This is a genomic window from Streptomyces sp. NPDC104096 (genome assembly GCF_055584385.1).
Window position 1 is genome coordinate 1 of record NZ_JBVJMD010000083.1, and the last position, 23366, is coordinate 23366.

Here is a 23366-nt window from a genome sequence, read left to right on the forward strand (position 1 = left end):
GGTATGAATCCAGGAGGGGCCCGGGCGGGTCGGCGAGCGGAGCGGGACGGTCGGGGACGGTCGGGGACGGCCTCGGCGGTGACTGGACCGGCGGCTCCTGGTCGGCGGCCGGTGGCCCTGCCGGGGCGGGGCGGGGCGGTGACCGGCGTCCCGGCCCGGCCGGGACGGGGAAGTGGCCCGGTCGCGGCGGGGTGGAGGCGGAGGGACGGGCGGCCCCCGGTCAGGAGGCCGGGGTCGCGGGGTGGCCGAGCCGGTCGCCGACCAGCGGGGCGAGATACCGGCTCAGCGCGTGCTTCAGCTCCTGGACGTACGCGGCGCGCTCGGCGCCCTCGTGGCCGAGGACCAGCTCCAGGCCCGCCTTGTACAGGCCCAGGCACATGTGCGCGGTGCGGGACAGGTCGGCCGGCGCCGCGTCCGGCAGGAACGAGGAGAGCAGGCCCTCGATCCGGGCGAGCAGGGTGGCGTGCAGCGCGTCGTGCTCCTCGGTGATCCGGCCGGGGATGTCGGGGCCGTGCATCAGGGCGAAGAACACCGGATGGTCGCAGTTGAACGCGATGAAGCGGTCGACGGCGGCGCCGACCGCGTCCTCCAGCGGGGTCGCGGGGTCGACCGGGGCGAGAGCCTCGCCGTAGGTCTCGCGCATCTCGTGCATGAGCCGGTCGCCCAGCTCGATGGCGATCGCTTCCTTGTTCGGGAAGAACTGGTAGAGCGTGCCGGGCGAGACGCCTGCCTCGCGGGCGATGGCGTTGGTGCTCGCGGCCGTGTACCCGGTCGAGCAGAAGACGCTGGCCGCGGCCTCGAGCAGCTGGGCGATACGGCGCTCGCCGCGCGCCTGTCGGCGGCGCGGCTGCCCCTGCTCGGGGGGCCGTCCCTGCTCCGGGGTGTCGGACTTGTCGGGCACGCGTTATCCCCAGCTCTCGGCACGCGATTGACAAACGCGAGTGGTCGCTCGCATTCTGGAGAAACGCGAGCGATGTCTCGTGTTTGTCAGTCTATGGCAATGACCGACCCATGCTCCTGCCTGCGTACAGCACGGATCACGGATCACGGTGAAGGGGACACCGCACAATGACCGAAGTCAACAGGCCACCCCGCGTCGGAGGATGGACGCGTCTCGTGACCGCGCGCCCACGGCTGTCGCTGCTGGCCGCACTGGTGCTCACCGTGCTCGCCGTGCTGGCCGGCAGCGGGGTCGCCGACCGGCTGGGCAGCGGCGGCTGGGAGGACCCGGACGCGCAGTCGACCTACGCGACGAAGGCGCTGGAGCGCGAGTTCCCCGGCTCCCAGCCCAACCTCCTGCTGCTGATAGACACCGGCGCCGCCTCGGTGGACGACCCGGCCGTCGCCGCCGAGGCGAACCGCCTCACCGCGCGGCTGGCCCGGGAGAAGGGCGTGACCGGCGTCGGCTCCTACTGGGCTTCGAAGGCACCGGCCCTGCGCGCCGAGGACGGCCACGAGGCGCTGGTCGCCGCCCACATCACGGGCGACGAGAAGGCGATGGGCGACACCCTGGACCGCATCGCGCCCTCCTACCGGGGAGCCCGGGGCCCGCTGACGGTGAAGGTCGGCGGCATCGTCGCCGTGCGGCACGAGATGCAGACGATCATCCGCGAGGACCTGACCCGGGCCGAGATGATCGCCCTGCCGATCACCCTGGTGCTGCTGGTGATGGTCTTCGGCAGCGCGGTCGCGGCCCTGCTGCCGCTCGGCATCGGCATCGTCGCGATCCTCGGCACCAACGCGGTGCTGCGCGGTCTGTCCGAGTTCACCGACGTCTCGGTCTTCGCGATGAACCTCACCACGGCCCTCGGCCTGGGCCTGGCCATCGACTACGCCCTGTTCGTCGTCCGCCGCTTCCGCGAGGAACTGTCCACCGGCGCCGAACCGCTGACCGCCGTCGCCACCACCCTGCGCACGGCCGGGCGCACGGTCCTGTTCTCCGCGCTCACGGTCGCCGTGTCCCTGGCGGCGATGCTCGTCTTCCCGCAGTACTTCCTGCGCTCCTTCGCCTACGCCGGCATCGCGGTGGTGCTGCTGGCCGCCGGGGCCGCCCTGATCCTGCTCCCGGCCGCGCTGGTCCTGCTCGGCCACCGGGTCGACTCGCTCGACCTGCGCCGGCTGCTGCGCCGCGGCCGGACCCCGAGGAGTTCCGGCGAGGAGGGCACGGCCTGGGCCCGCACGGCGACCCTGGTCATGCGCCGCGCCCCGTTCTTCGCGCTGGCCACCACGGCCGTCCTCGTCCTGCTCGGCCTGCCCTTCCTGGGCGTGAAGTTCGGCACCGCGGACGACCGCCAGCTGCCCACCACCGCCGAGTCCCACGCCGTGCAGCAGCACATCCGCGACGACTTCCCGGGCAACCCCGGCGGCGGACTGGAGATCCTCGCCGAGGGCGCCGCGACCCAGCCGCAGTACACCGCCTACAAGGAGCGGATCGCCGCCCTGCCGGAGGTGGCGGGGGTCGACGGCCCCCTGGTGCGGGGCGACTCGGCGTACTTCACGGTGCTGCCGAAGGGCGAGGCGGTGGACGACGCCGCCCAGCGGCTGGTCGGCGACCTGCGCGCGCTGGACGCCCCGTTCGGCACCAAGGTCACCGGCACGGCCGCGGTCCTGGTCGACTCCAAGCACGCGCTCGCCGAGCGCCTGCCCTGGGCGGTCGCGTTCATCGCGGTCGTCACCCTGTTGCTGGTCTTCCTCCTCACCGGCAGCGTGCTCATCCCGGTCCAGGCCGTCCTGCTCAACGCGCTCAGCCTGACGGCGATGTTCGGCGCGGTGGTCTGGGTCTTCCAGGACGGCCACCTCTCCGGTCCGCTCGGCTTCACCGCCACCGGATCCATCGAGACCACCCTGCCGGTCCTGATGTTCTGCGTGGCCTTCGGCCTCTCCATGGACTACGGCGTGTTCCTGCTCTCCCGCATCAAGGAGGAGTACGACCACACCGGCGACCACCGCGAGGCGGTCCGGCACGGCCTCCAGCGCACCGGCGGCCTGATCACCGCCGCCGCGGTCATCCTCGCCGTGGTGATGGTCGCCATCGGCACCTCCCGGGTGACCAACACCAAGATGCTGGGGCTGGGCATCGCGCTGGCGGTGCTGATGGACGCCATGGTCGTCCGCAGCCTGCTGGTCCCGGCGATCATGCGGCTCACGGGCCGTGCGACCTGGTGGGCGCCGGCCCCGCTGCGCCGGTTCCACCAGCGGTTCGGACTGAGCGAGGGGGAGTCCGCGGAGGCCGTCGGGCCCCTGCCGGACCGGGACAGGGCCGGCGTGCCCGGATAACGTTCCGCCGAGGCGGCGCGGGAGCCCCGGGGCGGTCGGCCCCGGGGCGGCCCGGACCCGGCGGAAGCGGAAGAGGGGCGGGCACATGCGGGCTGTGGTCTTCGAGCGGTACGGCGAAGCGGCCGAGGTACGGGAGGTGGCCGATCCGCGCCCCGCCGAGCACGGGGTCGTGGTGCGGGTGGCGGCCACCGGGCTGTGCCGCAGCGACTGGCACGGCTGGCGGGGCCACGACCCGGACATCACCCTCCCGCATGTGCCCGGCCATGAACTCGCCGGTGTCGTCGAGGCGGTGGGCCCCCGGGTGACCGCCTGGCGTCCCGGCGACCGGGTCACCGTCCCGTTCGTCTGCGCGTGCGGCACCTGCCCGGCCTGCGCTGCGGGGGAGCAGCAGGTGTGCGAGCGCCAGACCCAGCCGGGCTTCACCCACTGGGGCTCCTTCGCCCAGTACGTGGCCCTGGACCACGCCGACGTGAACCTGGTCGCCGTCCCCGAGGGAATGTCCTTCGCCACCGCGGCCTCGCTCGGCTGCCGGTTCGCGACGGCGTTCCGGGCGGTGGTGCAGCAGGGCCGGGTGGCGGCGGGGGAGTGGGTCGCGGTGCACGGCTGCGGAGGCGTCGGCCTGTCGGCGGTGATGATCGCGGCCGCGTCGGGGGCGCGGGTCGTCGCCGTCGACGTGGCGCCGGGGGCCCTCGACCTGGCCCGGAAGTTCGGCGCGGCACAGTGCGTCGACGCCGGCCGTACGGCGGATCCGGCGCGGGCGGTCCGCGAGCTCACCGGCGGTGGCGCCCACCTCTCCCTCGACGCCCTCGGCTCCCCGGCCACCTGCGCGGCCTCGGTGAACGGTCTGCGCCGCCGCGGCCGGCACGTGCAGGTCGGCCTGCTGCCGTCGGCGGACGGCACGACCCCCGTCCCCATGGCCCGCGCCGTCGCCCTGGAGCTGGAACTGCTCGGCAGCCACGGCATGGCCGCGCACGCCTATCCCGCGATGCTCGGGCTGGTCGGTGCGGGCGTCCTGCGCCCCGACCTGCTGGTGACGGCGACGATCCCGCTGGACGCGGCGCCGGACGCGCTCGCCGCGATGGGGACACCGGCTGCCTCGGGCGCCGGGGTCACGGTCATCGAGCCGTGGAGCTGACCGGACCACCCGGGGCGGGGCACAGCCGGCCGGGTCCGCCCGAGCGGACCCGGCCGGTCGCTCAGTCCGCTCTCCGCCCCCGGTTGCCGGGCCTGGACGCGACCCAGGTATGTACGGTCTCCGTGTACCAGTAGGGCTTCCCGCTCTCCACATGATCGGGCGGGGGCAGCAGTCCGTGCTTGCGATAGGACCGTACGGTGTCCGGCTGCACCTTGATGTGCGCCGCGATCTCTTTGTACGACCAGAGCCTTCGGTCGGTCATGGGTTGCACCTCCCTGCGCGCGCCGCAGCGGCGGCCGGGGGGTGGCCGTCTGGGGAGCCGGGCGCTGCGCTGGCGATCACGAGCCTGTGTCCCGTGAACGACGCGCAGTGACGACCCGGACCCGTCCGTCGACCGGGTGTGACGGGAAACCCGCGTACACGCGACATCTGTGACATGCCAGAGGCATTTGTGACAGAGGTGAAGCAATAGCCCTCCGGGGGGAGGGGAGCCGCCCGGAGGGCTCACGCCCCGCAGGACCTCAGGAACGCCCGGGTCCGCCGGGCGATCGGCAGCGGCCGGTCCGGCTCGCACGGGTACATGTCCTGCTCGACGATCGCGAAGAGGTCCACGTCCAGCTTCTGCGCCGCCTCCAGCACCGGCCCCAGGGCGGGCACGCCGGACGGGGGTTCGCACATGACACCGCGGGCCACGGCGGGTCCGAACGGGATCTCCCGCGCCCGCACCTCCGCCAGGACCTCCGGGTCGACCTGCTTCAGGTGCAGATACCCGATGCGCTCGCCGTAGGTCTCGATCAGCTTGACGCTGTCGCCGCCGCAGTAGGCGTAGTGCCCGGTGTCCAGGCACAGCGACACCAGCTCGGGGTCGGTGCCGTCGAGGAAGCGGGTGACGTTCTCCTCGCTGTCGATGTGGGTGTCGGCGTGCGGGTGGACGACGATCTCCAGCCCGTACCGCTCGCGCACCTCGTGCCCCAGCCGTTCGGTCAGCGAGGTGAGATCGCGCCACTGCCCCGGTGTCAGCGTGTCCGGCTCCAGCACCTCGCCGGTCTTGTCGTCCCGCCAGAAGGACGGGATGACGACCAGATGGGCGGCGCCCATCGCCCGGGTCAGCGCCGCGATGTCCGAGACGTGCGCCCAGGTCCGGTCCCACACGTCCGGACCGTGGTGCAGGCCGGTGAAGACGGTCCCGGCCGACACCTTCAGGCCGCGCCGCGCGGTCTCCTCGGCGAGCACGGCCGGATCGCTCGGCAGATATCCGTACGGCCCCAGCTCGATCCACTCGTAACCCGCGTCGGCGACCTCGTCGAGAAAGCGCCGCCACGGCACCTGCCGCGGGTCGTCCGGGAACCAGACACCCCATGAGTCGGGCGCCGAACCGATCCGGATACGGGAGAGTGAGGACTGCGGCGACAACGAAGTCATGGCCGTCAGCGTGCGGTTCCGGCAGACGGGTGTCAAGCACTGGTCCGAATGTCCGGACAAAACATTGACAGGGCTCGGGGTCCGGCACTACAACCGGGAGGAGCCGAAGCGAAGGGAAGCCGATGGCGTACGACCTGATCACCATGGGGCGGATCGGAGTGGACCTCTATCCGTTGCAGGCGGGCGTGCCCCTGGCTCAGGTGTCGGCCTTCGGGAAGTTCCTCGGCGGCTCCGCCACCAACGTCGCCGTCGCCGCGGCCCGGCTCGGCCGGAGCACCGCCGTGATCACCCGGACGGGCGACGACCCCTTCGGCGTCTATCTGCACGAAGCCCTGCGCGGCTTCGGCGTGGACGACCGCTGGGTCACCGCCGTCCCCGGGCTGCCGACCCCGGTCACCTTCTGCGAGATCTTCCCGCCGGACGACTTCCCGCTGTACTTCTACCGGCAGCCCAAGGCGCCCGACCTGGAGATCCGCGCCCACGATCTCGACCTCGACGCCGTCCGCGACGCGCGCGTCTTCTGGATCACCGGCACCGGCCTGAGCGAGGAACCGAGCCGTACGGCGACCCTGGCGGCCCTCGCCCACCGCGCCCGGGCCGGTACGACGGTCTTCGACCTCGACTGGCGCCCCATGTTCTGGAAGGGCGCGGACGGGAGCGACCCGGTCGCCGTCGCGCGCCCCTTCTACGCCGAGGCGCTGCGCCACGCCACCGTCGCCGTCGGCAACCTCGACGAGGTGGAGGTCGCCACCGGACTGCGCGAGCCGCACGCCGCCGCCCGCGCCCTGCTCGCGGCCGGCGTCGAGCTCGCCGTCGTCAAGCAGGGCCCCGAGGGCGTCCTCGCCGTCGACCGGGCGGGCGGCCGCGCCGAGGTGCCGCCGCTGCCCGTGGACGTCCTCAACGGACTGGGCGCCGGCGACGCCTTCGGCGGCTCGCTCTGCCACGGACTGCTGAGCGGCTGGGACCTGGAGCGGACCATGCGGTACGCCAACGCGGCCGGCGCCATCGTCGCCTCCCGGCTGGAGTGCTCCTCCGCGATGCCCACCCCGGACGAGATCGACGCCGCGCTCACCGCCGGGGCGGTGCGGTGAGGGCCGGCCGCGTCGGAGAGGCCCACCGCGAAGGCGGAGCCGGGGTCGCGCACGCGCGCGTGGACGTCGCGGAGCTCGTGCGCATCCGCACCCGCCACCCCGAGCGGATCGCCGAGGCCGCCGCCCGCCGCCGGCGCAGACCGCTGCTCGGCGACCGCGGCCGGCTGATGATCGTCGCCGCCGACCATCCGGCCCGCGGCGCCCTCGGCGCCGGCGGCCGCGGCCTCGCCATGGCCAACCGCGCCGACCTCCTGGAGCGCCTGTGCCTGGCGCTGTCCCGGCCGGGTGTGGACGGCGTCCTGGCCACCGCCGACATCCTCGACGACCTGCTCCTGCTCGGCGCCCTCGACCACAAGGTCGTCATGGGCTCCATGAACCGCGGCGGCCTCCAGGGCGCGTCCTTCGAACTCGACGACCGCTTCACCGGGCACCGCCCCGAGGACATCCACCGCCTCGGCTTCGACGCGGGCAAGCTGCTGCTGCGCATCGACTACGACGACCCGGGCTCCCTCACCACACTGGAGTCCACCGCCCGTGCCATCGACGAGATGGCCGCGCGCCGACTGCCCGTCTTCGTCGAGCCGTTCATCAGCCGCCGCGCCCCCGACGGCAGGCTCCGCAACGACCTGTCGGCCGACGCCGTCACCCGTTCCCTCGCCATCGCCTCCGGCCTGGGCGGCAGTTCGGCCTACACCTGGCTGAAGGTGCCGGTCACCGAGAACCCCGACGACATGGCCCGGGTGATGGAGACCTCCACGCTGCCCGCCGTCCTGCTCGGCGGTGAGGTCGGCGGCTTGGTCGAGGACCAGGTCGCCGCCTACGAGAAGTGGCGCGGAGCCCTGCAACTGCCCACCGTCCAGGGCCTGGTGGTCGGCCGCTCGCTGCTCTACCCGGCGGACGGTGACGTGACCGCCGCCGTGGACACCGCCGTAGGACTGCTGTGAGGGCCGGATGACGGACGACGAGCCGCACACCACGACAAGCGCCCCGACAAGCGCCGCGGCGAACACCACGCCGGGCAACCGGCTGTACGTGCCCAGGGGCAGCACCGCCGACGCGCGGCACGTGCTCGACATCGGCCCCGAGCGGGCCGGTTGGGAGTACAGCAGTCTGCGGGTCGTCGAGCTGACACCGGGCGGAACGCATACGTTCACCAGTGCGGGAAGTGAATGGATCGTGCTTCCGCTGGAAGGCGGATGTACCGTGCGGACAGAGCGGAGAGAGTTTCAACTCCTGGGAAGGGAAAGCGTTTTCAGCGGGGTCTCCGACTTCGCCTACGTGCCCCGGGACGCCCAGGTCCAGATCGCCTCCGGCGCGGGAGGCCGCTTCGCCCTGGCAGGAGCGAAGTGCGAGCGACGACTCCCCGCCCGCTACGGCCCCGCGCCGGAGGTTCCCGTCGAGCAGCGCGGCAGCGGCACCTGCGCCCGTCAGGTGCGCAACTTCGCCTCCGCCGACGCGTTCGACTGCGACCGGCTGATCGCCGTGGAGGTCGTCACCCCCGGCGGCAACTGGTCCTCGTACCCGCCGCACAAGCACGACGAGCACCGGCCCGGCGAGGAGTCGGAGCTGGAGGAGATCTACTACTTCGAGATCGACGGCCCGAACGGGTTCGGCTACCAGCGCGTGTCCCCCTCCCGCGAGGGCGGATCCGACGTCCTCGCGGAGGTCCGTACCGGCGACGCCGTACTCGTCCCCGACGGGTGGCACGGCCCGTCCGTCGCCCAGCCGGGGCACGCCATGTACTACCTCAACGTCATGGCGGGTCCGGGCGCGACGCGGGAGTGGCGGATCCGTTTCCACCCGGACCACGTCGACAGCACAGGGGGCTACCGATGACCGCGCCGACCTCGCCCACTTCGCCGACCTCGCCCGCGTCGACGCCCCCGCCCGCCCCGACGACGAGGCTCACGGTCGCGCAGGCCCTCGTCCGCTTCCTGTCCGTCCAGTACACCGAGCGGGACGGCGTCCGGCAGCGGCTGATCGGCGCGACCTGGGGCATCTTCGGGCACGGCAACGTCGCCGGGATCGGCCAGGCGCTGGTCGAGCACTCCGACGCCATGCCGTTCCACCAGGGCCGCAACGAGCAGTCCATGGTGCACGCGGCGGTCGGCTACGCCCGCCAGTCGAACCGGCTGTCGACGCACGCCGTGACCACCTCCATCGGTCCGGGCGCGACGAACCTCGTCACCGGGGCCGCGCTGGCCACCGTCAACCATCTGCCGGTGCTGCTGCTGCCCGGCGACACCTTCGCCACCCGGGTGGCCGACCCGGTCCTCCAGCAGCTCGAAGTCCCGTACGCGGGCGACGTGTCGGTCAACGACTGTCTGCGCCCGGTGTCGAGGTACTTCGACCGGATCACCCGTCCCGAGGCGCTGATCCCGGCCGCCCTCCAGGCGATGCGCGTGCTCACCGACCCGGTGGAGACGGGGGCCGTCACGCTCGCCCTGCCGCAGGACGTGCAGGCCGAGGCGTACGACTGGCCGCGGGAGTTCTTCGCCGAGCGCACCTGGGCGGTGCGCCGGCCCGGCGCCGACCCGGCGGAGCTCGCCGAGGCGGTCCGGGCGATCCGCGCCGCCCGCCGGCCGCTGCTGGTCGCGGGCGGCGGGGTCCACCACAGCCGGGCCGAGGACGCGCTCGCCGAGTTCGCCGCCGCCACCGGCATCCCGGTCGCCTCCACCCAGGCCGGCAAGGGCTCCCTGCGCCACGACCATCCGCAGGACGTCGGGGGCGTCGGCCACACCGGCACGGCGACCGCCGACGACCTCGCCCGCGGCGCCGACCTGGTGATCGGCGTCGGGACCCGGTACACCGACTTCACCACCGCCTCCCACACCCTGTTCACCGGCGACGGGGTGCGCTTCCTCAACCTCAACATCGCCGCCTTCGACGGCCACAAGCTCGGCGGGCTGCCCCTGATCGCGGACGCCCGCAGCGGCCTCCAGGAGCTGACCGAGGCCCTGGCCGTGCACGACCACCGGGTGGCGAAGGCGTACGCCGACGAGTACACGGAAGGCAAGGAGCGCTGGGAGGCGCGCGTCGACGCCTGCTACGAGGCCGCCGAGCCGGACCTGCGGCCCACCCAGGCACAGGTGCTGGGCGCGCTGGACGCCCTCGTCGACGGGACGGACGTGATCGTCAACGCGGCCGGCTCCCTCCCCGGCGATCTGCACAAGCTCTGGCGGGCCCGCTCGCACGACCAGTACCACCTGGAGTACGGCTACTCCTGCATGGGCTACGAGATCCCGGCCGCCATCGGGGTGAAACTCGCGGCGCCGGACCGCCCGGTGTGGGCGCTGGTGGGCGACGGTACCTATCTGATGATGCCGACCGAGATCGTCACCGCAGTGCAGGAAGGCATCGCGATCAAGATGCTGCTCGTGCAGAACCACGGCTACGCGTCCATCGGCGGTCTGTCGGAGTCGGTCGGCGCCGAGCGGTTCGGGACCGCGTACCGCGAACGTTCCCCCGAGGACGGTTCCTACACGGGGGCGCCGCTGCCGGTCGACCTCGCCGCCAACGCGGCCAGCCTCGGCATGCGGGTGCTGCGCGCGGGCACGGTCCGGGAACTGCGCGAGGCCCTCGCGCGGGCGCGGGCCGCCGACACTCCCACATGTGTCTACGTGGAGACCGAAACCGCAGACACAGTGTCGGGCCCGCCTCCGGCACAGGCCTGGTGGGATGTACCTGTGGCCGAGACCGCGACCCGGAAGTCGGCGGTCGAGGCGCGTGAGCTGTACGAACGGCACGTCTCCACCCGACGCCGCCATCTGTGAAGGAGCAACTGGCCATGACGAGGATCGTCAACCACTGGATCGGCGGCAAGGCCGTCGAAGGCGCGTCGGGTACGTTCGGGCCGGTCACCGACCCGGCGACGGGCGCGGTCACCACGAAGGTCGCGTTCGCGACGGTCGACGAGGTGGACGCGGCGGTGGCCGCCGCGAAGGACGCCTGGGCGACCTGGGGCACCTCGTCGCTGGCGAAGCGGACCGCGATCCTGTTCAAGTTCCGCGCCCTGCTGGACGCGCACCGTGACGAGATCGCCGAGCTGATCACCGCCGAGCACGGCAAGGTGCACTCGGACGCGCTGGGCGAGGTCGCGCGCGGCCTGGAGATCGTCGAGCTGGCCTGCGGGATCACCGTGCAGCTCAAGGGCGAGCTGTCGACCGAGGTGGCCTCCCGGGTCGACGTCTCCTCGCTGCGGCAGCCGCTGGGTGTCGTCGCGGGCATCACGCCGTTCAACTTCCCGGCGATGGTCCCGATGTGGATGTTCCCGATCGCCATCGCGTGCGGCAACACCTTCGTGCTGAAGCCGTCCGAGAAGGACCCGTCGGTCTCCCTGAAGCTCGCCGAGCTGCTCGCCGAGGCCGGACTGCCGGACGGTGTCTTCAACGTCGTGCAGGGTGACAAGGTCGCCGTCGACCGTCTGCTGGAGCACCCGGACGTCAAGGCCGTCTCCTTCGTCGGCTCGACCCCGATCGCCCGCTACATCCACACCACGGCCGCCGCCAACGGCAAGCGCGTACAGGCGCTGGGCGGCGCCAAGAACCACATGCTGGTCCTCCCGGACGCCGATCTGGACGCGGCCGCCGACGCCGCCGTGTCGGCCGCCTACGGCTCCGCGGGCGAGCGCTGCATGGCCATCTCGGCCGTCGTCGCGGTCGGCTCGATCGGCGACGAGCTGGTGGACAAGATCCGCGAGCGTGCCGAGAAGATCAAGATCGGTCCCGGCAACGACCCGTCCTCCGAGATGGGCCCGCTGATCACCAAGGCCCACCGCGACAAGGTCGCCTCCTATGTGACGGGCGCGGCGGCGCAGGGCTGCGAGGTCGTCCTGGACGGCACCGGGTACACCGTCGAGGGCTTCGAGGACGGCCACTGGGTCGGTCTCTCGCTGCTCGACCGGGTGCCGACCTCGTCCGACGCCTACCGGGACGAGATCTTCGGCCCCGTGCTGTGCGTGCTGCGCGTGGACACCTACGAGGAGGGTGTGGCGCTGATCAACGCCTCGCCCTTCGGCAACGGCACCGCGATCTTCACCCGGGACGGCGGTGCCGCGCGCCGCTTCCAGCTGGAGATCGAGGCGGGCATGGTCGGTGTGAACGTGCCGATCCCGGTGCCGGTGGGCTACCACTCGTTCGGCGGATGGAAGGACTCGCTCTTCGGCGACCACCACATCTACGGCAACGACGGCACGCACTTCTACACCCGCGGCAAGGTCGTCACCACGCGCTGGCCGGACCCGTCCGAGGCCCCCTCGGGCGTCGACCTCGGCTTCCCGCGCAACCACTGAGCCCTAGCCCCACGGCTCGCGAGGCCCCGCCCGCCCGGCACCGGGAGGGCGGGGCTCCGTCGTCGCGGTGCCGGGCGGTGCCCCGTCGTCGCGGTGCCGGGTTCAGTTCTGCGCCGACTGGGCCTTCTTGATCTGCTCGGTGACGTCGCCCACCTGCGAGGCCGGCGGCGCCTTGACCGCGGCCGTGGCGCCGAACTTCTCGAAGTCCATGGTGACCGAGGCCGTCCCGAACTTCTGCTTCATGCGCACGGGCAGGTCCTTGGCGCCGACCCAGACGTCCATGGTGATGGACTCGGCGCCGCCGGTCATGGAACCGAAGAGGTTGTCCTTGTCGCCGTAGGCGTCCTTGAGCTTGCCCATGTGCGCCTTGTCGACCACGGCCCGGTAGTGGGTCGTGCTCTGCCCGTCGACGGTCTCCGTGCCGAGGTTCTCGACGTCGTTGGCGTACTTGAGGCCCTTCATGGACGCGGACGGGCTGCCGCCGCCGCTGCCGCTGAGCGCCTGCGCGCCCTGCTTGCCGAAGACCGCCGACGCGTCGACCTTCATCCACTCCTTGCCCTTGAGCGGGCCGGAGGGCTGCGGGTCGACGTCGTAGTAGTAGGCACCGTCGACGAACAGCATGCGGATCTTCGGGGCGGACGTCAGCTGCTGCATCTGGGCGGCCTTGGTGTCCATCTCGGTGTCGAAGGCGAACCCGTCGCCCCAGGAGTAGGTGCCCTCCATGGTGACCGGGGTGCCTGTGCCCATGTCGGTGGACATCTTCACGTGCGCCGAGCCGAGCTGTTCGGTGCGGTCGGACGCCCGGGTGAGCGCCGCCATGATCTTGTCGGAGTTGTCGGCGACGCTGTCGGCCGCCTTCTTGGCCGTCTGTCCCGCGCCGCACGCGGAGGTCGCCATCAGCGCGGCGGCCGTGAACCCCACCCAGGCCGCCGTGTACCTCAGCTTCATCTGTCCCCACCCGTTGCTGTGATTCGACTGTGCTGTCGACTCTAGTGGGACCCACTGACAGTCCCGCGACCCAATTTGCCGTCCGGAGACAGGACCGGGACGTTTCGGGCGTCCGTATTCCGGACGTCTTCACGTGATTTTGACGAGTGTGCTGCGATTCTCGTATCGCCCTGAAGCGGGGAAGGGTCCGGCAGAAGTGCTGTATCCGCGATCAATGGCGGCTTCGATCTACGAATTCCGTAGGTAAACAGCTATTGACGCACCGGTTTTCGTCGGGGTTCCATGCGGGCATCGGGAGCGGACGAAGAGAAGTACGACGCGAGCCGCCGGAGGCGATAGCGCTCCCGCCCGAAGTTCCCGCACCAGTCGATCGGAACCGCCGCATGACCGACACGCTCCGCCCTGTCGCCCCCGACGTCACCGAGGCCCCCGACAGCGGTCCCCGGACACTGAAGCGTTCCATCGGAGTCGTCGGCGGCACGCTGCTCACGCTCTCCTGCGTGACCCCGGCGTCCACGCTCTTCGTGGTCATTCCCGATCTGTTCGGCTCGCTCGGCACCGCCACCGCCCTCACCATCGCCATCGGCTCCCTCCTCTGTATCGCCGTGGCGTTCTGCTACTCGGAACTGGGCACCCTCATCCCCAGCGCCGGCGGCGAGTACGCCATGGTCTCGACGATGGCCGGACGCCTCGCGGGCTGGCTGGTCTTCGTGATGTCCCTGCTGGTGGTCATGATCGTCCCGCCGGTGATCGCCATCGGCACCGCCGACTACCTGGCCCCGTTGGTGCACCTCGACCCAGCCATGACCGGCGCCGGCGTGATGCTGCTGGCCACCCTCGCCGGCCTGCTCGACCTGCGCGCCAACGCCTGGATCACCGGCATCTTCCTGGTCCTCGAGGTCGTCGCCGCCGGTGTGGTGGCCCTCCTCGGCTTCACGCACAGCCACCGGGGCCTCGGCAGCCTGACCTCCATGCAGGTCGCCGGGTCCGGCGGGCACACCGACGCCGTCACGGCCATGCTCGTCATCTCCGGGCTCGCCATCGCCCTCTTCGCCACCCAGGGCTTCTCCACCGCCGTCTACCTCTCCGAGGAGCTGGAGAACCCGCGGCGCAACGTCGCCCGCACGGTGCTGGCCACCCTCGCCATCTCCACCGTCGTCATCCTGGTCCCGGTCGTCGCCATCACCATGGGCGCCTCCGACATCGGCGAACTCACCGGCGGCGACATCAGCAGCATGGTCACCGCCTGGTCCAACTCGGCCGTCGGCACCTTCGTCAGCCTCTGCGTCGCCCTCGCGATCATCAACGCGGGCATCGTCATGGTCATCCAGAACTCCCGCGTCCTGTTCGCCTCGGCCCGTGACAAGGCGTGGCCCGAGCCGGTCAACAACGGTCTGTCCAGGCTCGGCCGGTTCGGCTCCCCCTGGGTCGCCACGCTGCTGGTGGGCGTCCCCGGCGCGGCCCTCTGCTTCGTCAACCTCGACACCCTCTACGGCGTCACCGGAGTGTCGGTCACCGCGATGTACCTGCTCGTCGCGGTCGCCGCGCTGCTCGCCCGGCGCGGCCACCACCGCCACACCCCCGCCTGGCGGATGCCGCTGTGGCCCGCGATGCCGATCCTGCTCATCGTCGTCCTCGCCTACGTCCTCACCCAGCAGGAGACGGAGTACCTGCTGTGGACCGGCGGCATCACCGCCGTCGCCACCCTCTACTGGGCCTTCTACCTGCGCCCGCGCCGCGACACCCGCTGGCTGGTGTCCATCCCGGAGGACGCCCAGGCCTGAGCCGTCCCCCGGGGGATCGCCCGAGCGGTCCCGCGGCACCCCCGTGCACGTCCCGTCGTCCTCGTCACCCGCTCCCCGGCAGGTGCCGAGGACGACGTCGTTCCCGCGGCGCCCCCGGAGACCCGGCCGCCGGCCCCCGCGTACCACGCTCGCGGTACGCGGCACCGGCCCCGTACGCCCGGGGGAGGGCCGGGCGCTCCGACCCGGGACTGCTTCGGATGCCGGTGGCGGACCGTACCGTTGACGCATGGATCTTCGACTGCCCGCGTTGCGCGGGCTGCGGAAGCCGCGGCGGCTGCTGGCCGCCGCGGCCGCCGTCGTCGTGCTCGCCGGTGCCGGGACATGGACCGCCGTCGCCTCCGACGACGCGCCCCCGGTGCGCCGCGCCGACCGGGTCCTGGCCGTGGACGGCGTGCACCTGGACACCTCGTACTTCACCACCGCCACCCCCGGCCGCCGCCCCGCCCTCCTGCTGGCGCACGGCTTCGGCGGCAGCAAGGACGACGTCCGCCGACAGGCCGAGGACCTGGCCCGCGACGGATACGCGGTGCTGACCTGGTCGGCACGCGGCTTCGGACGGTCGACCGGCAGGATCGGGCTGAACGACCCCGAGGGCGAGGTCGCCGACGTCTCCGAGCTGATCGACTGGCTCGCCCGGCAGCCCCAGGTCCGGCTCGACAAGGCCGGCGACCCGCGCGTGGGCGTCGCGGGCGGCTCCTACGGCGGCGCGATCTCCCTGCTGGCCGCCGGGTACGACGACCGGGTGGACGCCATCGCCCCGGCCGTCACCTACTGGAACCTCGCCGACGCCCTGTTCCCCGACGGCGTGTTCAAGAAGCTGTGGGCCGGCATCTTCGTCAACACCGGCGGTGGCTGCGCCCGGTTCGAACCCACCCTGTGCGCGATGTACCAGCGCGTGGCCGAGTCGGGGACACCGGACGCGAAGGCCCGCGAACTGCTCCAGGAGCGTTCCCCGGCCGCCGTCGCCACCCGCATCAAAGTGCCCACCCTGCTGGTGCAGGGCCAGACCGACTCGCTCTTCCCGCTCGGCCAGGCCGACGCAGCCGCCAAGGCCATCCGGGCCAACGGCGCCCCGGTCGACGTCGACTGGATCGCCGGTGGACACGACGGCGGCGACTGGGAGAACGACCGCGTCCAGGCCCGCGTCGCCACCTGGTTCGACCGCTGGCTCAAGGACGACAAGGGCACGGACACCGGCCCCGCCTTCCGCGTCACCCGCACCGGAGGCCTCGACTCCACCGACGGCGCCGCCCGGCTGCGGGGCGCGAGCGCGGACACCTACCCCGGCCTGGACAACGGCGTCCGGACCCTCGCACTGACCGGCCGCGAGCAGCGCTTCGACAACCCCGCCGGCGCCACCCCGCCCGCGGTCTCCGCGCTGCCCGGCCTCGGCACCGGCGGCGGACTCGCCCAGCTCTCCAGCCTGGGGGTCGGCGTGTCGCTCGACTTCCCCGGCCAGTACGCCGCCTTCGAGTCGGCGCCCCTGACCCGCGACCTCACCGTCACCGGATCCCCGACCGTCACCGTCCACGTCACCTCGACCGGCGACGACGCCGTGCTGTTCGCCAAGCTCTACGACGTCGGCGGGGGCGCCACCGGGCAGGTGCTGCCCGCCCAGCTCGTGACACCGGTCCGGGTCGAGGGCGCCCGGTCCGGCAAGGACGTGACACTCACCCTCCCCGCCGTCGACCACCAGGTCCAGAAGGGCCACCGGCTGCGCCTGGTCCTCGCCTCGACCGACCTCGCCTACGCCTCCCCGGCCGCCCCGGCGACGTACACCGTCTCGCTCAAGAGCGACCTGCACGTACCCACCGCCCCCCAGGTCACCACCGCGCCCGCCGCGCTGCCCGCCTGGGTGTGGTGGCTGCCCGTGGCCGGTGCCGCCCTCGCGCTCGCCCTGCTGCTGACGGCCCGCCGACGCGGCACCGCCCCCGCCCCGGATCCCGCCCTGGCCGAGGTCCCCCTCCAGATCACCGGCCTGACCAAGCGGTACGCCAAGTCGAGCGACCGGTACGCGGTCTCGGACCTGTCCTTCCGCGTGGAACAGGGCCAGGTGCTGGGCCTGCTGGGCCCGAACGGCGCGGGCAAGACCACCACCCTGCGCATGCTGATGGGCCTGATCACCCCGGACGGCGGCGAGATCCGCGTCTTCGGCCACGCGATCCGGCCCGGCGCGCCGGTGCTGTCCCGGGTCGGCGCCTTCGTCGAGGGCGCGGGCTTCCTGCCGCACCTCTCGGGCCGGGAGAACCTGGAGCTGTACTGGGCGGCCACCGGCCGCCCGCCCGAGGACGCCCACCTGGACGAGGCCCTGGAGATCGCCGGCCTGGGCGACGCGCTCGCCCGCGCGGTACGCACCTACTCCCAGGGCATGCGCCAGCGCCTCGCCATCGCCCAGGCCATGCTCGGCCTGCCCGACCTGCTCATCCTCGACGAGCCCACCAACGGTCTGGACCCGCCCCAGATCCGCGAGATGCGCGAGGTGATGATCCGGTACGCGGCCGCCGGCCGCACGGTCATCGTCTCCAGCCACCTCCTCGCGGAGGTCGAGCAGTCCTGCACGCACCTCGTGGTCATGGACCGCGGCCGGCTCGTCCAGGCGGGCCGGGTCGGCGACATCGTCGGCTCCGGCGACACCCTGCTGGTCGGCACCGCCACGCCCGTCGACGAGCCCGTGGTCGAGAAGGTGGCCGCGCTGCCGGGCGTCGCCTCGGCCGTGCGCACCGACGACGGACTCCTGGTCCGGCTCGACGAGGACGGCAGCGCACGCCGCCTGGTCGCCGAACTCGTCCGGCTCGACGTACCGGTGGAGTCGGTGGGCCCGCACCGCCGGCTCGAAGACGCCTTCCTCACCCTGATCGGAGGTTCCGCATGAGCACGCTCACCGAGCGTACGCAGCCCGCGGAGGTCGCCCCCGGCTACCGGGCGGGCCGCACCCTGCCGCTGCGGGTCGAGCTGGTCCGCCAGCTCAAGCGGCGCCGCACCCTGGTCATGGGCGGGATCCTCGCCGTCCTCCCCTTCGTCCTGGCCGTCGCCTTCGCCATCGGCGGACAGCCCGGCGGCCGCAACAACCAGGTCACGCTGATGGACACGGCCACCGCGTCCGGCGCCAACTTCGCCGCGGTGAACCTGTTCGTCTCCGCGGGCTTCCTGCTGGTGATCCCGGTGGCCCTGTTCTGCGGGGACACCGTGGCCTCGGAGGCGAGCTGGTCCTCGCTGCGCTATCTGCTGGCGGCCCCGGTGCCCCGCGCCCGCCTGCTGTGGTCCAAGCTCGTGGTCGGACTCGGCCTCAGTCTGGCCGCCATGGTGCTGCTGCCGCTGGTCGCCCTCGCCGTCGGCACGGCCCGCTACGGCTGGGGCCCGCTGGAGATCCCCACCGGCGGCGAACTCGGCGCCGGCGTCGCCGCGCAGCGCCTGCTGATCGTCGTCGCGTACGTCTTCGTGTCCCAACTGGTCACCGCCGGACTGGCGTTCTGGCTGTCGACGAAGACGGACGCACCGCTCGGCGCGGTCGGCGGCGCGGTCGGCCTCACCATCGTCGGCAACGTCCTGGACGCGGTGACCGCCCTCGGCGACTGGCGCGACTTCCTGCCCGCGCACTGGCAGTTCGCCTGGGCGGACGCCATCCAGCCCCGCCCGGAGTGGTCCGGCATGATCCAGGGGACGGCGCTGTCGATAACGTACGCCCTGGTGCTGTTCGCCCTGGCCTTCCGGGGTTTCGCCCGCAAGGACGTGGTCTCCTAGGTCACCGGAAGATCACCCGCCGGTCTCGACGGGCCCCGGTCGTGCCCTGTTCGAGATCCATCCGCAACGCTCCGTGTCGCACGTTCCGGCGCCCCACGCCGTCACAGTCACAGAAAGCCGCCGTCCACCGAGGGCGGCGGCCAAGGACCGTAGGGGGCACGGGAGATGGGGACTTGTCGAACACGGCGGCCGCGCGGGGCACTGCTCGCCCTGGTCGCCACCGGCCTGCTGCTCACCGGCTGCGGCGCCGGCAACGACCGGAGCATGGACGGCCCGGACCGCTCGAACGGTTCGAAAGGCGGATTCCCGGCCCCCGCCCCCTCCTCGGGCGGCGGCGAACAAGGGCGGGACGACGGCGAAGCCCGTGACATCGCCCCCTCGCCCGACTACCTCTCCACCTTCGCCCTCGACGTGGACACCGCGTCCTACGGTTACGCCCGCCGCTCCCTCGCCGAGGGCCGCCGCCCCGACCCGTCGACGGTCCGCCCGGAGGAATTCGTCAACAGCTTCCGCCAGGACTACGAGCGGCCCGAGGGCAACGGCTTCTCGGTCACCGTCGACGGCGCCCGCACCGGCGAGGACGACTGGTCCCTCGTCCGCGTCGGCCTCGCCACCCGCGCCGCCGACCCGGCAGGCGAACGGCCGCCCGCCGCGCTCACCTTCGTCATCGACGTCTCAGGTTCCATGGAGGAGCCGGGCCGGCTCGACCTCGCCCAGGAGTCCCTCGGCGTGATGACGGACCAACTGGGCGACGACGACTCCGTCGCCCTCGTCACCTTCAGCGACGAGGCCCGGACCGTCCTGCCGATGACCCGGCTCGGCGGTCACCGCGACCGCGTCCACCGGGCGGTCGACGGACTGGAGGCCCAGGAGTCCACCAACCTCGGCGCGGGCCTGCGCACCGGTTACGCCACCGCGGTCGAGGGACTGCGCAAGGGGGCCACCAACCGGGTGGTGCTGATCTCCGACGCGCTCGCCAACAACGGCGACACCGACCCCGACTCCATCCTGGAACGGATCTCCACCGCCCGCCGCGAGCACGGCATCACGCTCTTCGGCGTCGGCGTCGGCAGCGAGTACGGCGACGCCCTGATGGAGAGCCTCGCCGACAAGGGCGACGGTCACACCGCGTACGTCTCGGACGAGGACGACGCCCGCAAGGTGTTCTGCGACCAGCTCCCGCAGAACATCGACCTCACCGCCCGCGACGCCAAGGCCCAGGTCGCCTTCGACCCCCGGACGGTCGCCGCGTTCCGTCTCGTCGGCTACGACGACCGGCGCGTCGCCGACGACGACTTCCGCGACGACCGCGTGGACGGGGGCGAGGTCGGACCCGGCCACACGGTGACCGCGCTGTACGCCGTCCGGCTCAAGCACGGCGCCGGCGGCCACCTCGCCACCGCCACGGTCCGCTGGCTCGACCCCGCCACCCGCGCCCCGCACGAGGAGTCCGGCCAGTTGGAGACCGGCTCCCTCGCCCGCTCGGTGTGGAGCGCGAGCCCCCGCTTCCAGGTGGCCGCGACCGCCGCCTACTTCGCCGACGCGCTCCGGAAGGGGGACGACCACTGGAGCTCGCTGCCCGGCGCCCCGTCCCTCGGCGAGCTGCGCAGGCGCGCCGCCCGGCTGGCGGCGACCACCGAGGACGCCGACGTGCGGCAGCTCGGCGAGAGCATCGCGAGGGCGGCCGGGCTCGACGGATGACACGGGGCACTCCCCGTGGCGCGGTCCGCGGGTCGGCCGCCGGGGCGCATGGACGACAAAGCGGCGGGCCACCGGAGGAACCGGTGACCCGCCGCGCGGAGCCTACGACTCAGTGGTTGCCCATGCCGTTGCCCGACAGGACCGGGATGTCGTCCAGGATGTGCGACAGCGGCTCGTCGCCCTTGGCCTGGGTGGAGTTCTCGACGCACTGCTGGTTCTGCGGGGAGGACAGGACGTTGATGTCCTGGAGCGCGACCGGGATCCCACCGATGAGCGAGCCCACGTTGGCCTTGAGCGGCAGACCGACACAGGGCTTGTTGAGCGAGCCCTGGACGAGCGCGAGCTGCGGGCTCATGTTGCCGAAGGTCGCCGAGTTGCCGAACGCCTGCGAGGCGCCGTTGCCGCTCGCCGAGTGGGTGCCGTCGTTACCGGTGGCCATGGCCTGAGGAGCGGCCGCGGCCGCAACACCGGCAACGGAAGCGGCGACAGCCGCGGTTGCCCACAGCTTCTTCATGATCTTTCCCTTCGAAAGGCGGACTCCAGGGGGAGCTGCGTGATCGTCAACGGGCCGACCGGGCCGCGGGTTGCGATGTGTTACCCGATCGGCCCAGCGCAGTCCGATCAGTTGACGAGCGCCCCCGACCCGCGCTCCGGCGCGCCGAGCGGACGGCCGGGGACGTGAGCGGACATGCGAGAGAGCGGGCCGCCGGGAGTTCGGCGGCCCGCTCTTCGACGCGGAGGAGATCAGTCCCCGGGCTCAGGACGGCAGCCCGGGATCACGCTGTGGGGGCTCAGTGGTTGCCCGTGCCGTTGCCCGCGAGCACCGAGATGTCGTCCAGGATGTGCGACAGCGGCTCGTCGCCCTTGGCCTGGGTGGAGTTCTCGACGCACTGCTGGTTCTGCGGGGAGGACAGGACGTTGAGGTCCTGCACCGAGATCGGGACGACGCCGAGGAGCGAGCCCGCGTTGACCTTGGCCGGCAGGCCGATGCAGGGCTTGTTCAGCGAACCCTGGATGAGGGCCAGCTGCGGGCTCATGTTGCCGTAGGTCGCCGAGTTGCCGAACGCCTGGTAGGCGCCGTTGCCGCTGGCGGACGAGGTGCCGTCGTTGCCGGTGGCCAGTGCCTGCGGCGCGGCGGCGGCGGAGACGCCGACCACGGAAGCGGCGACCGCGGCAGAGGCCAGAACCTTCTTGATCACTTGCTAGTCCCTTCTGAGGAAACGCCCGTCCACCGGAGCGCTGCCCGGCACAACTGGAACCCTCCTGCTTGGTTCTTGGAATTCACTCCAATGGCCTATCACCGGACAGACTTTTCGCTCATTGGGTGAACGCCCGCAACCAATCGCGGTGAATGCGGTTGTTGCGGAGGCAGGAACACACGTCTTGGCCCGAAAGCCAGGAAAGGAAGCAAAATGCTGAAGAAGGCAATGGCTGCGGCGGCGATCGCCGCCTCCGTCGTCGGCGCGTCCGCGGCGGTCGCCCCGCAGGCGCTTGCCACCGGCAACGACGGCACCCACTCCGCCAGCGGCAACCTGGCGGCCTCGCAGTTCGGCAACTCCGTGACCCGGGGCAGCATGAGCCCGCAGGCCACGCTCGTCCAGAGTTCGCTCAACAAGCTCTGCGTCGGTCTGCCGGCCAAGGCCAACGTCGGTCCGGTGCTGGGTGTGCTGCTGCCGATCGCGGCCCAGGACCTCAACGTCCTCTCGGCCCCGCAGAACCAGCAGTGCGCGGAGAACTCCACCCAGGCCAAGGGTGACGAGCCGCTGTCGCACATCGTCGACGACATCCCGGTCCTCGCGCACAACGGCGTGGGCAACCACTGACGTCCGTCCCGGACGGCGCCTGAATCGCCGTCCGGTCCGGGTCCCCCCCACCAAGGTCGCTCGGGCCGTTCCGCTTCGCCTGCGGGCAGCCCGAGCGCTTTCGGTATTCCGGGCTCGTTTCCTGCCGAAACCATTCTCCACCGCTCGGGCGAAGAGTTGCGCTCAGGTGGATGCTGTGCATCGATTATCTGGATGCGTTCGAGTGAATTCCCTGCCGGCCCACGTTCCGTAGTTTCCCTGGCTGTCTATCTCTCGTTTGCAGCCTGCGGGTCATGGTGCGAGCCGCTCCGACTGCGCTCGCTCGGTTTTTCGACCGTCACAGGAACATGACCGCTGAGAAGGGAAACTCCATGAAGAAGACTGCCGCTGTCGTCGCCGGCCTGCTCCTGGCCCTGGGCGGGGCCGCTCCGGCCTTCGCCGACGCGGACGCCGGGGGCATGGCCCTCGGCTCCCCCGGCTTCCTGTCCGGCAACGTGATCGAGATCCCGGTCCACATCCCGCTCAACCTGTGCGGCGACAGCGTCGACGTCATCGGCGTGCTGAACCCGGCCGGCGGCAGCGTCTGCGACAACGACTGACGGTGTAGTCACCTCAGCAACACGGCTGTCTCAAGGCCGGCCCTGGACCAAGGCTCTTCGCCCCGGGGCCGGCCTTTTCCCACTCCGCTTCGAGCAGGAAGACCACGAGATTGCGCCAGTCCCTGAGCAGGGGAATGGTCGCGGCCGCGGCCGCGACGAGCATCCTGTCCCTTTACGGTAGTCCCGCCCTGGCCGACGCGCACGCGGGCGGGTCCGCCTCCGGCTGCCGCGACACGGTCGCGGTCGCGGAGCTCGACCCGGCGTTCGGCGACCTGTGCGCCCACGAGTCGGGCGCACACCAGTCGGAGCCGCGGGACGCGTCCCACGACGACGACTCCGGGTACGGGTCCAAGGAGGACTCCGGGTACGGGTCCCGCAAGGAGGAGTCCGGGTACGGGTCCAAGGAGGACTCCGGGTACGGGTCCCGCGAGGACACCGAGAAGGGGTCTCACAAGGACTTGGGGTACGGGTCCCGCAAGGAGGAGTCCGGGTACGGGTCCAAGGAGGACTCCGGGTACGGGTCCCGCGAGGACACCGAGAAGGGGTCTCACAAGGA

The 23366-nt window shown here is 72.2% G+C and carries 19 protein-coding genes and 1 pseudogene; 14 read left to right on the plus strand and 6 right to left on the minus strand.

What is annotated here, in order from left to right; all coding sequences use genetic code 11:
- Positions 1-220: 220 nt before the first annotated feature.
- On the minus strand, positions 221-901 hold the full coding sequence (locus ACZ60B_RS39655; protein ID WP_469396130.1) for a TetR/AcrR family transcriptional regulator: 681 nt from the start codon (positions 899-901) through the stop codon (positions 221-223).
- A 167-nt stretch (positions 902-1068) separates the two neighbouring features.
- Between ACZ60B_RS39655 and ACZ60B_RS39660 the strand changes: the two genes are divergently transcribed.
- Together ACZ60B_RS39660 and ACZ60B_RS39665 are read left to right on the plus strand one after the other, a co-directional pair.
- A complete protein-coding gene (locus tag ACZ60B_RS39660; RefSeq protein ID WP_469396132.1) occupies positions 1069-3276 on the plus strand; it encodes an MMPL family transporter in 2208 nt (735 codons plus the stop codon).
- Between the two features lie 85 nt (positions 3277-3361).
- A complete protein-coding gene (locus ACZ60B_RS39665) occupies positions 3362-4411 on the plus strand; it encodes a zinc-dependent alcohol dehydrogenase family protein (RefSeq protein ID WP_469396134.1) in 1050 nt (349 codons plus the stop codon).
- A gap of 61 nt (positions 4412-4472) precedes the next feature.
- On the opposite strand, the gene ACZ60B_RS39670 is transcribed toward ACZ60B_RS39665, so the two are convergent.
- Complete coding sequence (locus tag ACZ60B_RS39670) at positions 4473-4673, minus strand: helix-turn-helix transcriptional regulator (RefSeq protein WP_469396138.1); 201 nt, start codon at positions 4671-4673, stop codon at positions 4473-4475.
- Between the two features lie 242 nt (positions 4674-4915).
- The gene (locus ACZ60B_RS39675; RefSeq protein WP_469396140.1) at positions 4916-5833 is read right to left on the minus strand and encodes a sugar phosphate isomerase/epimerase family protein; all 918 of its coding nucleotides are present in this window, start codon (positions 5831-5833) and stop codon (positions 4916-4918) included.
- A 122-nt stretch (positions 5834-5955) separates the two neighbouring features.
- Between ACZ60B_RS39675 and iolC the strand changes: the two genes are divergently transcribed.
- The 5 genes from iolC to mmsA are packed head-to-tail and all read left to right on the plus strand — an operon-like array spanning position 5956 to position 12214.
- Entirely contained in the window at positions 5956-6924 is a 969-nt protein-coding gene (iolC, locus tag ACZ60B_RS39680; protein WP_469396142.1) for a 5-dehydro-2-deoxygluconokinase, read from the plus strand.
- A gap of 59 nt (positions 6925-6983) precedes the next feature.
- The gene (locus tag ACZ60B_RS39685) at positions 6984-7868 is read left to right on the plus strand and encodes a Cgl0159 family (beta/alpha)8-fold protein (RefSeq protein ID WP_469396145.1); all 885 of its coding nucleotides are present in this window, start codon (positions 6984-6986) and stop codon (positions 7866-7868) included.
- A gap of 7 nt (positions 7869-7875) precedes the next feature.
- A complete protein-coding gene (gene iolB, locus ACZ60B_RS39690) occupies positions 7876-8760 on the plus strand; it encodes a 5-deoxy-glucuronate isomerase (RefSeq protein WP_469396147.1) in 885 nt (294 codons plus the stop codon).
- Entirely contained in the window at positions 8757-10697 is a 1941-nt protein-coding gene (gene iolD, locus ACZ60B_RS39695) for a 3D-(3,5/4)-trihydroxycyclohexane-1,2-dione acylhydrolase (decyclizing) (RefSeq protein WP_469396149.1), read from the plus strand. Before iolB ends, iolD begins: the two co-directional genes overlap by 4 nt.
- Positions 10698-10711: 14 nt before the next feature.
- A complete protein-coding gene (gene mmsA, locus ACZ60B_RS39700; RefSeq protein ID WP_469396152.1) occupies positions 10712-12214 on the plus strand; it encodes a CoA-acylating methylmalonate-semialdehyde dehydrogenase in 1503 nt (500 codons plus the stop codon).
- A 102-nt stretch (positions 12215-12316) separates the two neighbouring features.
- On the opposite strand, the gene ACZ60B_RS39705 is transcribed toward mmsA, so the two are convergent.
- A complete protein-coding gene (locus ACZ60B_RS39705) occupies positions 12317-13162 on the minus strand; it encodes an SCO4651 family lipoprotein (protein ID WP_469396155.1) in 846 nt (281 codons plus the stop codon).
- Between the two features lie 383 nt (positions 13163-13545).
- Here ACZ60B_RS39705 and ACZ60B_RS39710 point away from each other — a divergent pair, with 383 nt between their 5' ends.
- The 4 genes from ACZ60B_RS39710 to ACZ60B_RS39725 all read left to right on the plus strand — a co-directional run bounded on the left by ACZ60B_RS39710 (position 13546) and on the right by ACZ60B_RS39725 (position 20409).
- The gene (locus ACZ60B_RS39710) at positions 13546-14946 is read left to right on the plus strand and encodes an APC family permease (RefSeq protein ID WP_469396157.1); all 1401 of its coding nucleotides are present in this window, start codon (positions 13546-13548) and stop codon (positions 14944-14946) included.
- A gap of 247 nt (positions 14947-15193) precedes the next feature.
- Positions 15194-17839, plus strand: coding sequence for an alpha/beta fold hydrolase (locus ACZ60B_RS39715; protein WP_469396159.1), 2646 nt, complete (start codon positions 15194-15196; stop codon positions 17837-17839).
- Complete coding sequence (locus ACZ60B_RS39720) at positions 17836-18708, plus strand: ABC transporter permease (RefSeq protein WP_469396161.1); 873 nt, start codon at positions 17836-17838, stop codon at positions 18706-18708. Before ACZ60B_RS39715 ends, ACZ60B_RS39720 begins: the two co-directional genes overlap by 4 nt.
- 165 nt (positions 18709-18873) lie before the next feature.
- On the plus strand, positions 18874-20409 hold the full coding sequence (locus ACZ60B_RS39725; RefSeq protein ID WP_469396163.1) for a vWA domain-containing protein: 1536 nt from the start codon (positions 18874-18876) through the stop codon (positions 20407-20409).
- A gap of 109 nt (positions 20410-20518) precedes the next feature.
- Here ACZ60B_RS39725 and ACZ60B_RS39730 read toward each other — a convergent pair whose 3' ends face one another.
- The gene (locus tag ACZ60B_RS39730) at positions 20519-20923 is read right to left on the minus strand and encodes a rodlin (RefSeq protein ID WP_469396166.1); all 405 of its coding nucleotides are present in this window, start codon (positions 20921-20923) and stop codon (positions 20519-20521) included.
- A 277-nt stretch (positions 20924-21200) separates the two neighbouring features.
- Positions 21201-21608 (minus strand): rodlin, encoded by a 408-nt coding sequence (locus ACZ60B_RS39735; protein ID WP_469396168.1) that lies wholly within the window; start codon positions 21606-21608, stop codon positions 21201-21203.
- 213 nt (positions 21609-21821) lie between these two features.
- Between ACZ60B_RS39735 and ACZ60B_RS39740 the strand changes: the two genes are divergently transcribed.
- The 3 genes and pseudogenes from ACZ60B_RS39740 to ACZ60B_RS39750 all read left to right on the plus strand — a co-directional run.
- Positions 21822-22232: a rodlin gene (locus ACZ60B_RS39740; protein WP_469396170.1), complete on the plus strand. Its 411-nt coding sequence runs from the start codon at positions 21822-21824 to the stop codon at positions 22230-22232.
- A gap of 350 nt (positions 22233-22582) precedes the next feature.
- Positions 22583-22810: a chaplin gene (locus ACZ60B_RS39745; RefSeq protein ID WP_469396173.1), complete on the plus strand. Its 228-nt coding sequence runs from the start codon at positions 22583-22585 to the stop codon at positions 22808-22810.
- A 110-nt stretch (positions 22811-22920) separates the two neighbouring features.
- Positions 22921-23366 (plus strand): annotated as a pseudogene (locus ACZ60B_RS39750) (hypothetical protein); the annotation flags it as partial.

Bases quoted from the DNA above. Each gene is read 5' to 3' on its own strand.
- iolC (WP_469396142.1), top strand. From the start codon at position 5,956: ATGGCGTACGACCTGATCACCATGGGGCGGATCGGAGTGGACCTCTAT.
- ACZ60B_RS39705 (WP_469396155.1), bottom strand. From the start codon at position 13,162: ATGAAGCTGAGGTACACGGCGGCCTGGGTGGGGTTCACGGCCGCCGCG.
- ACZ60B_RS39715 (WP_469396159.1), top strand. From the start codon at position 15,194: ATGGATCTTCGACTGCCCGCGTTGCGCGGGCTGCGGAAGCCGCGGCGG.
- ACZ60B_RS39740 (WP_469396170.1), top strand. From the start codon at position 21,822: ATGCTGAAGAAGGCAATGGCTGCGGCGGCGATCGCCGCCTCCGTCGTC.
- ACZ60B_RS39675 (WP_469396140.1), bottom strand. From the start codon at position 5,833: ATGACTTCGTTGTCGCCGCAGTCCTCACTCTCCCGTATCCGGATCGGT.
- ACZ60B_RS39745 (WP_469396173.1), top strand. From the start codon at position 22,583: ATGAAGAAGACTGCCGCTGTCGTCGCCGGCCTGCTCCTGGCCCTGGGC.
- ACZ60B_RS39660 (WP_469396132.1), top strand. From the start codon at position 1,069: ATGACCGAAGTCAACAGGCCACCCCGCGTCGGAGGATGGACGCGTCTC.
- ACZ60B_RS39725 (WP_469396163.1), top strand. From the start codon at position 18,874: ATGGGGACTTGTCGAACACGGCGGCCGCGCGGGGCACTGCTCGCCCTG.
- iolB (WP_469396147.1), top strand. From the start codon at position 7,876: ATGACGGACGACGAGCCGCACACCACGACAAGCGCCCCGACAAGCGCC.
- mmsA (WP_469396152.1), top strand. From the start codon at position 10,712: ATGACGAGGATCGTCAACCACTGGATCGGCGGCAAGGCCGTCGAAGGC.
- ACZ60B_RS39720 (WP_469396161.1), top strand. From the start codon at position 17,836: ATGAGCACGCTCACCGAGCGTACGCAGCCCGCGGAGGTCGCCCCCGGC.
- ACZ60B_RS39670 (WP_469396138.1), bottom strand. From the start codon at position 4,673: ATGACCGACCGAAGGCTCTGGTCGTACAAAGAGATCGCGGCGCACATC.
- ACZ60B_RS39665 (WP_469396134.1), top strand. From the start codon at position 3,362: ATGCGGGCTGTGGTCTTCGAGCGGTACGGCGAAGCGGCCGAGGTACGG.
- iolD (WP_469396149.1), top strand. From the start codon at position 8,757: ATGACCGCGCCGACCTCGCCCACTTCGCCGACCTCGCCCGCGTCGACG.
- ACZ60B_RS39730 (WP_469396166.1), bottom strand. From the start codon at position 20,923: ATGAAGAAGCTGTGGGCAACCGCGGCTGTCGCCGCTTCCGTTGCCGGT.
- ACZ60B_RS39710 (WP_469396157.1), top strand. From the start codon at position 13,546: ATGACCGACACGCTCCGCCCTGTCGCCCCCGACGTCACCGAGGCCCCC.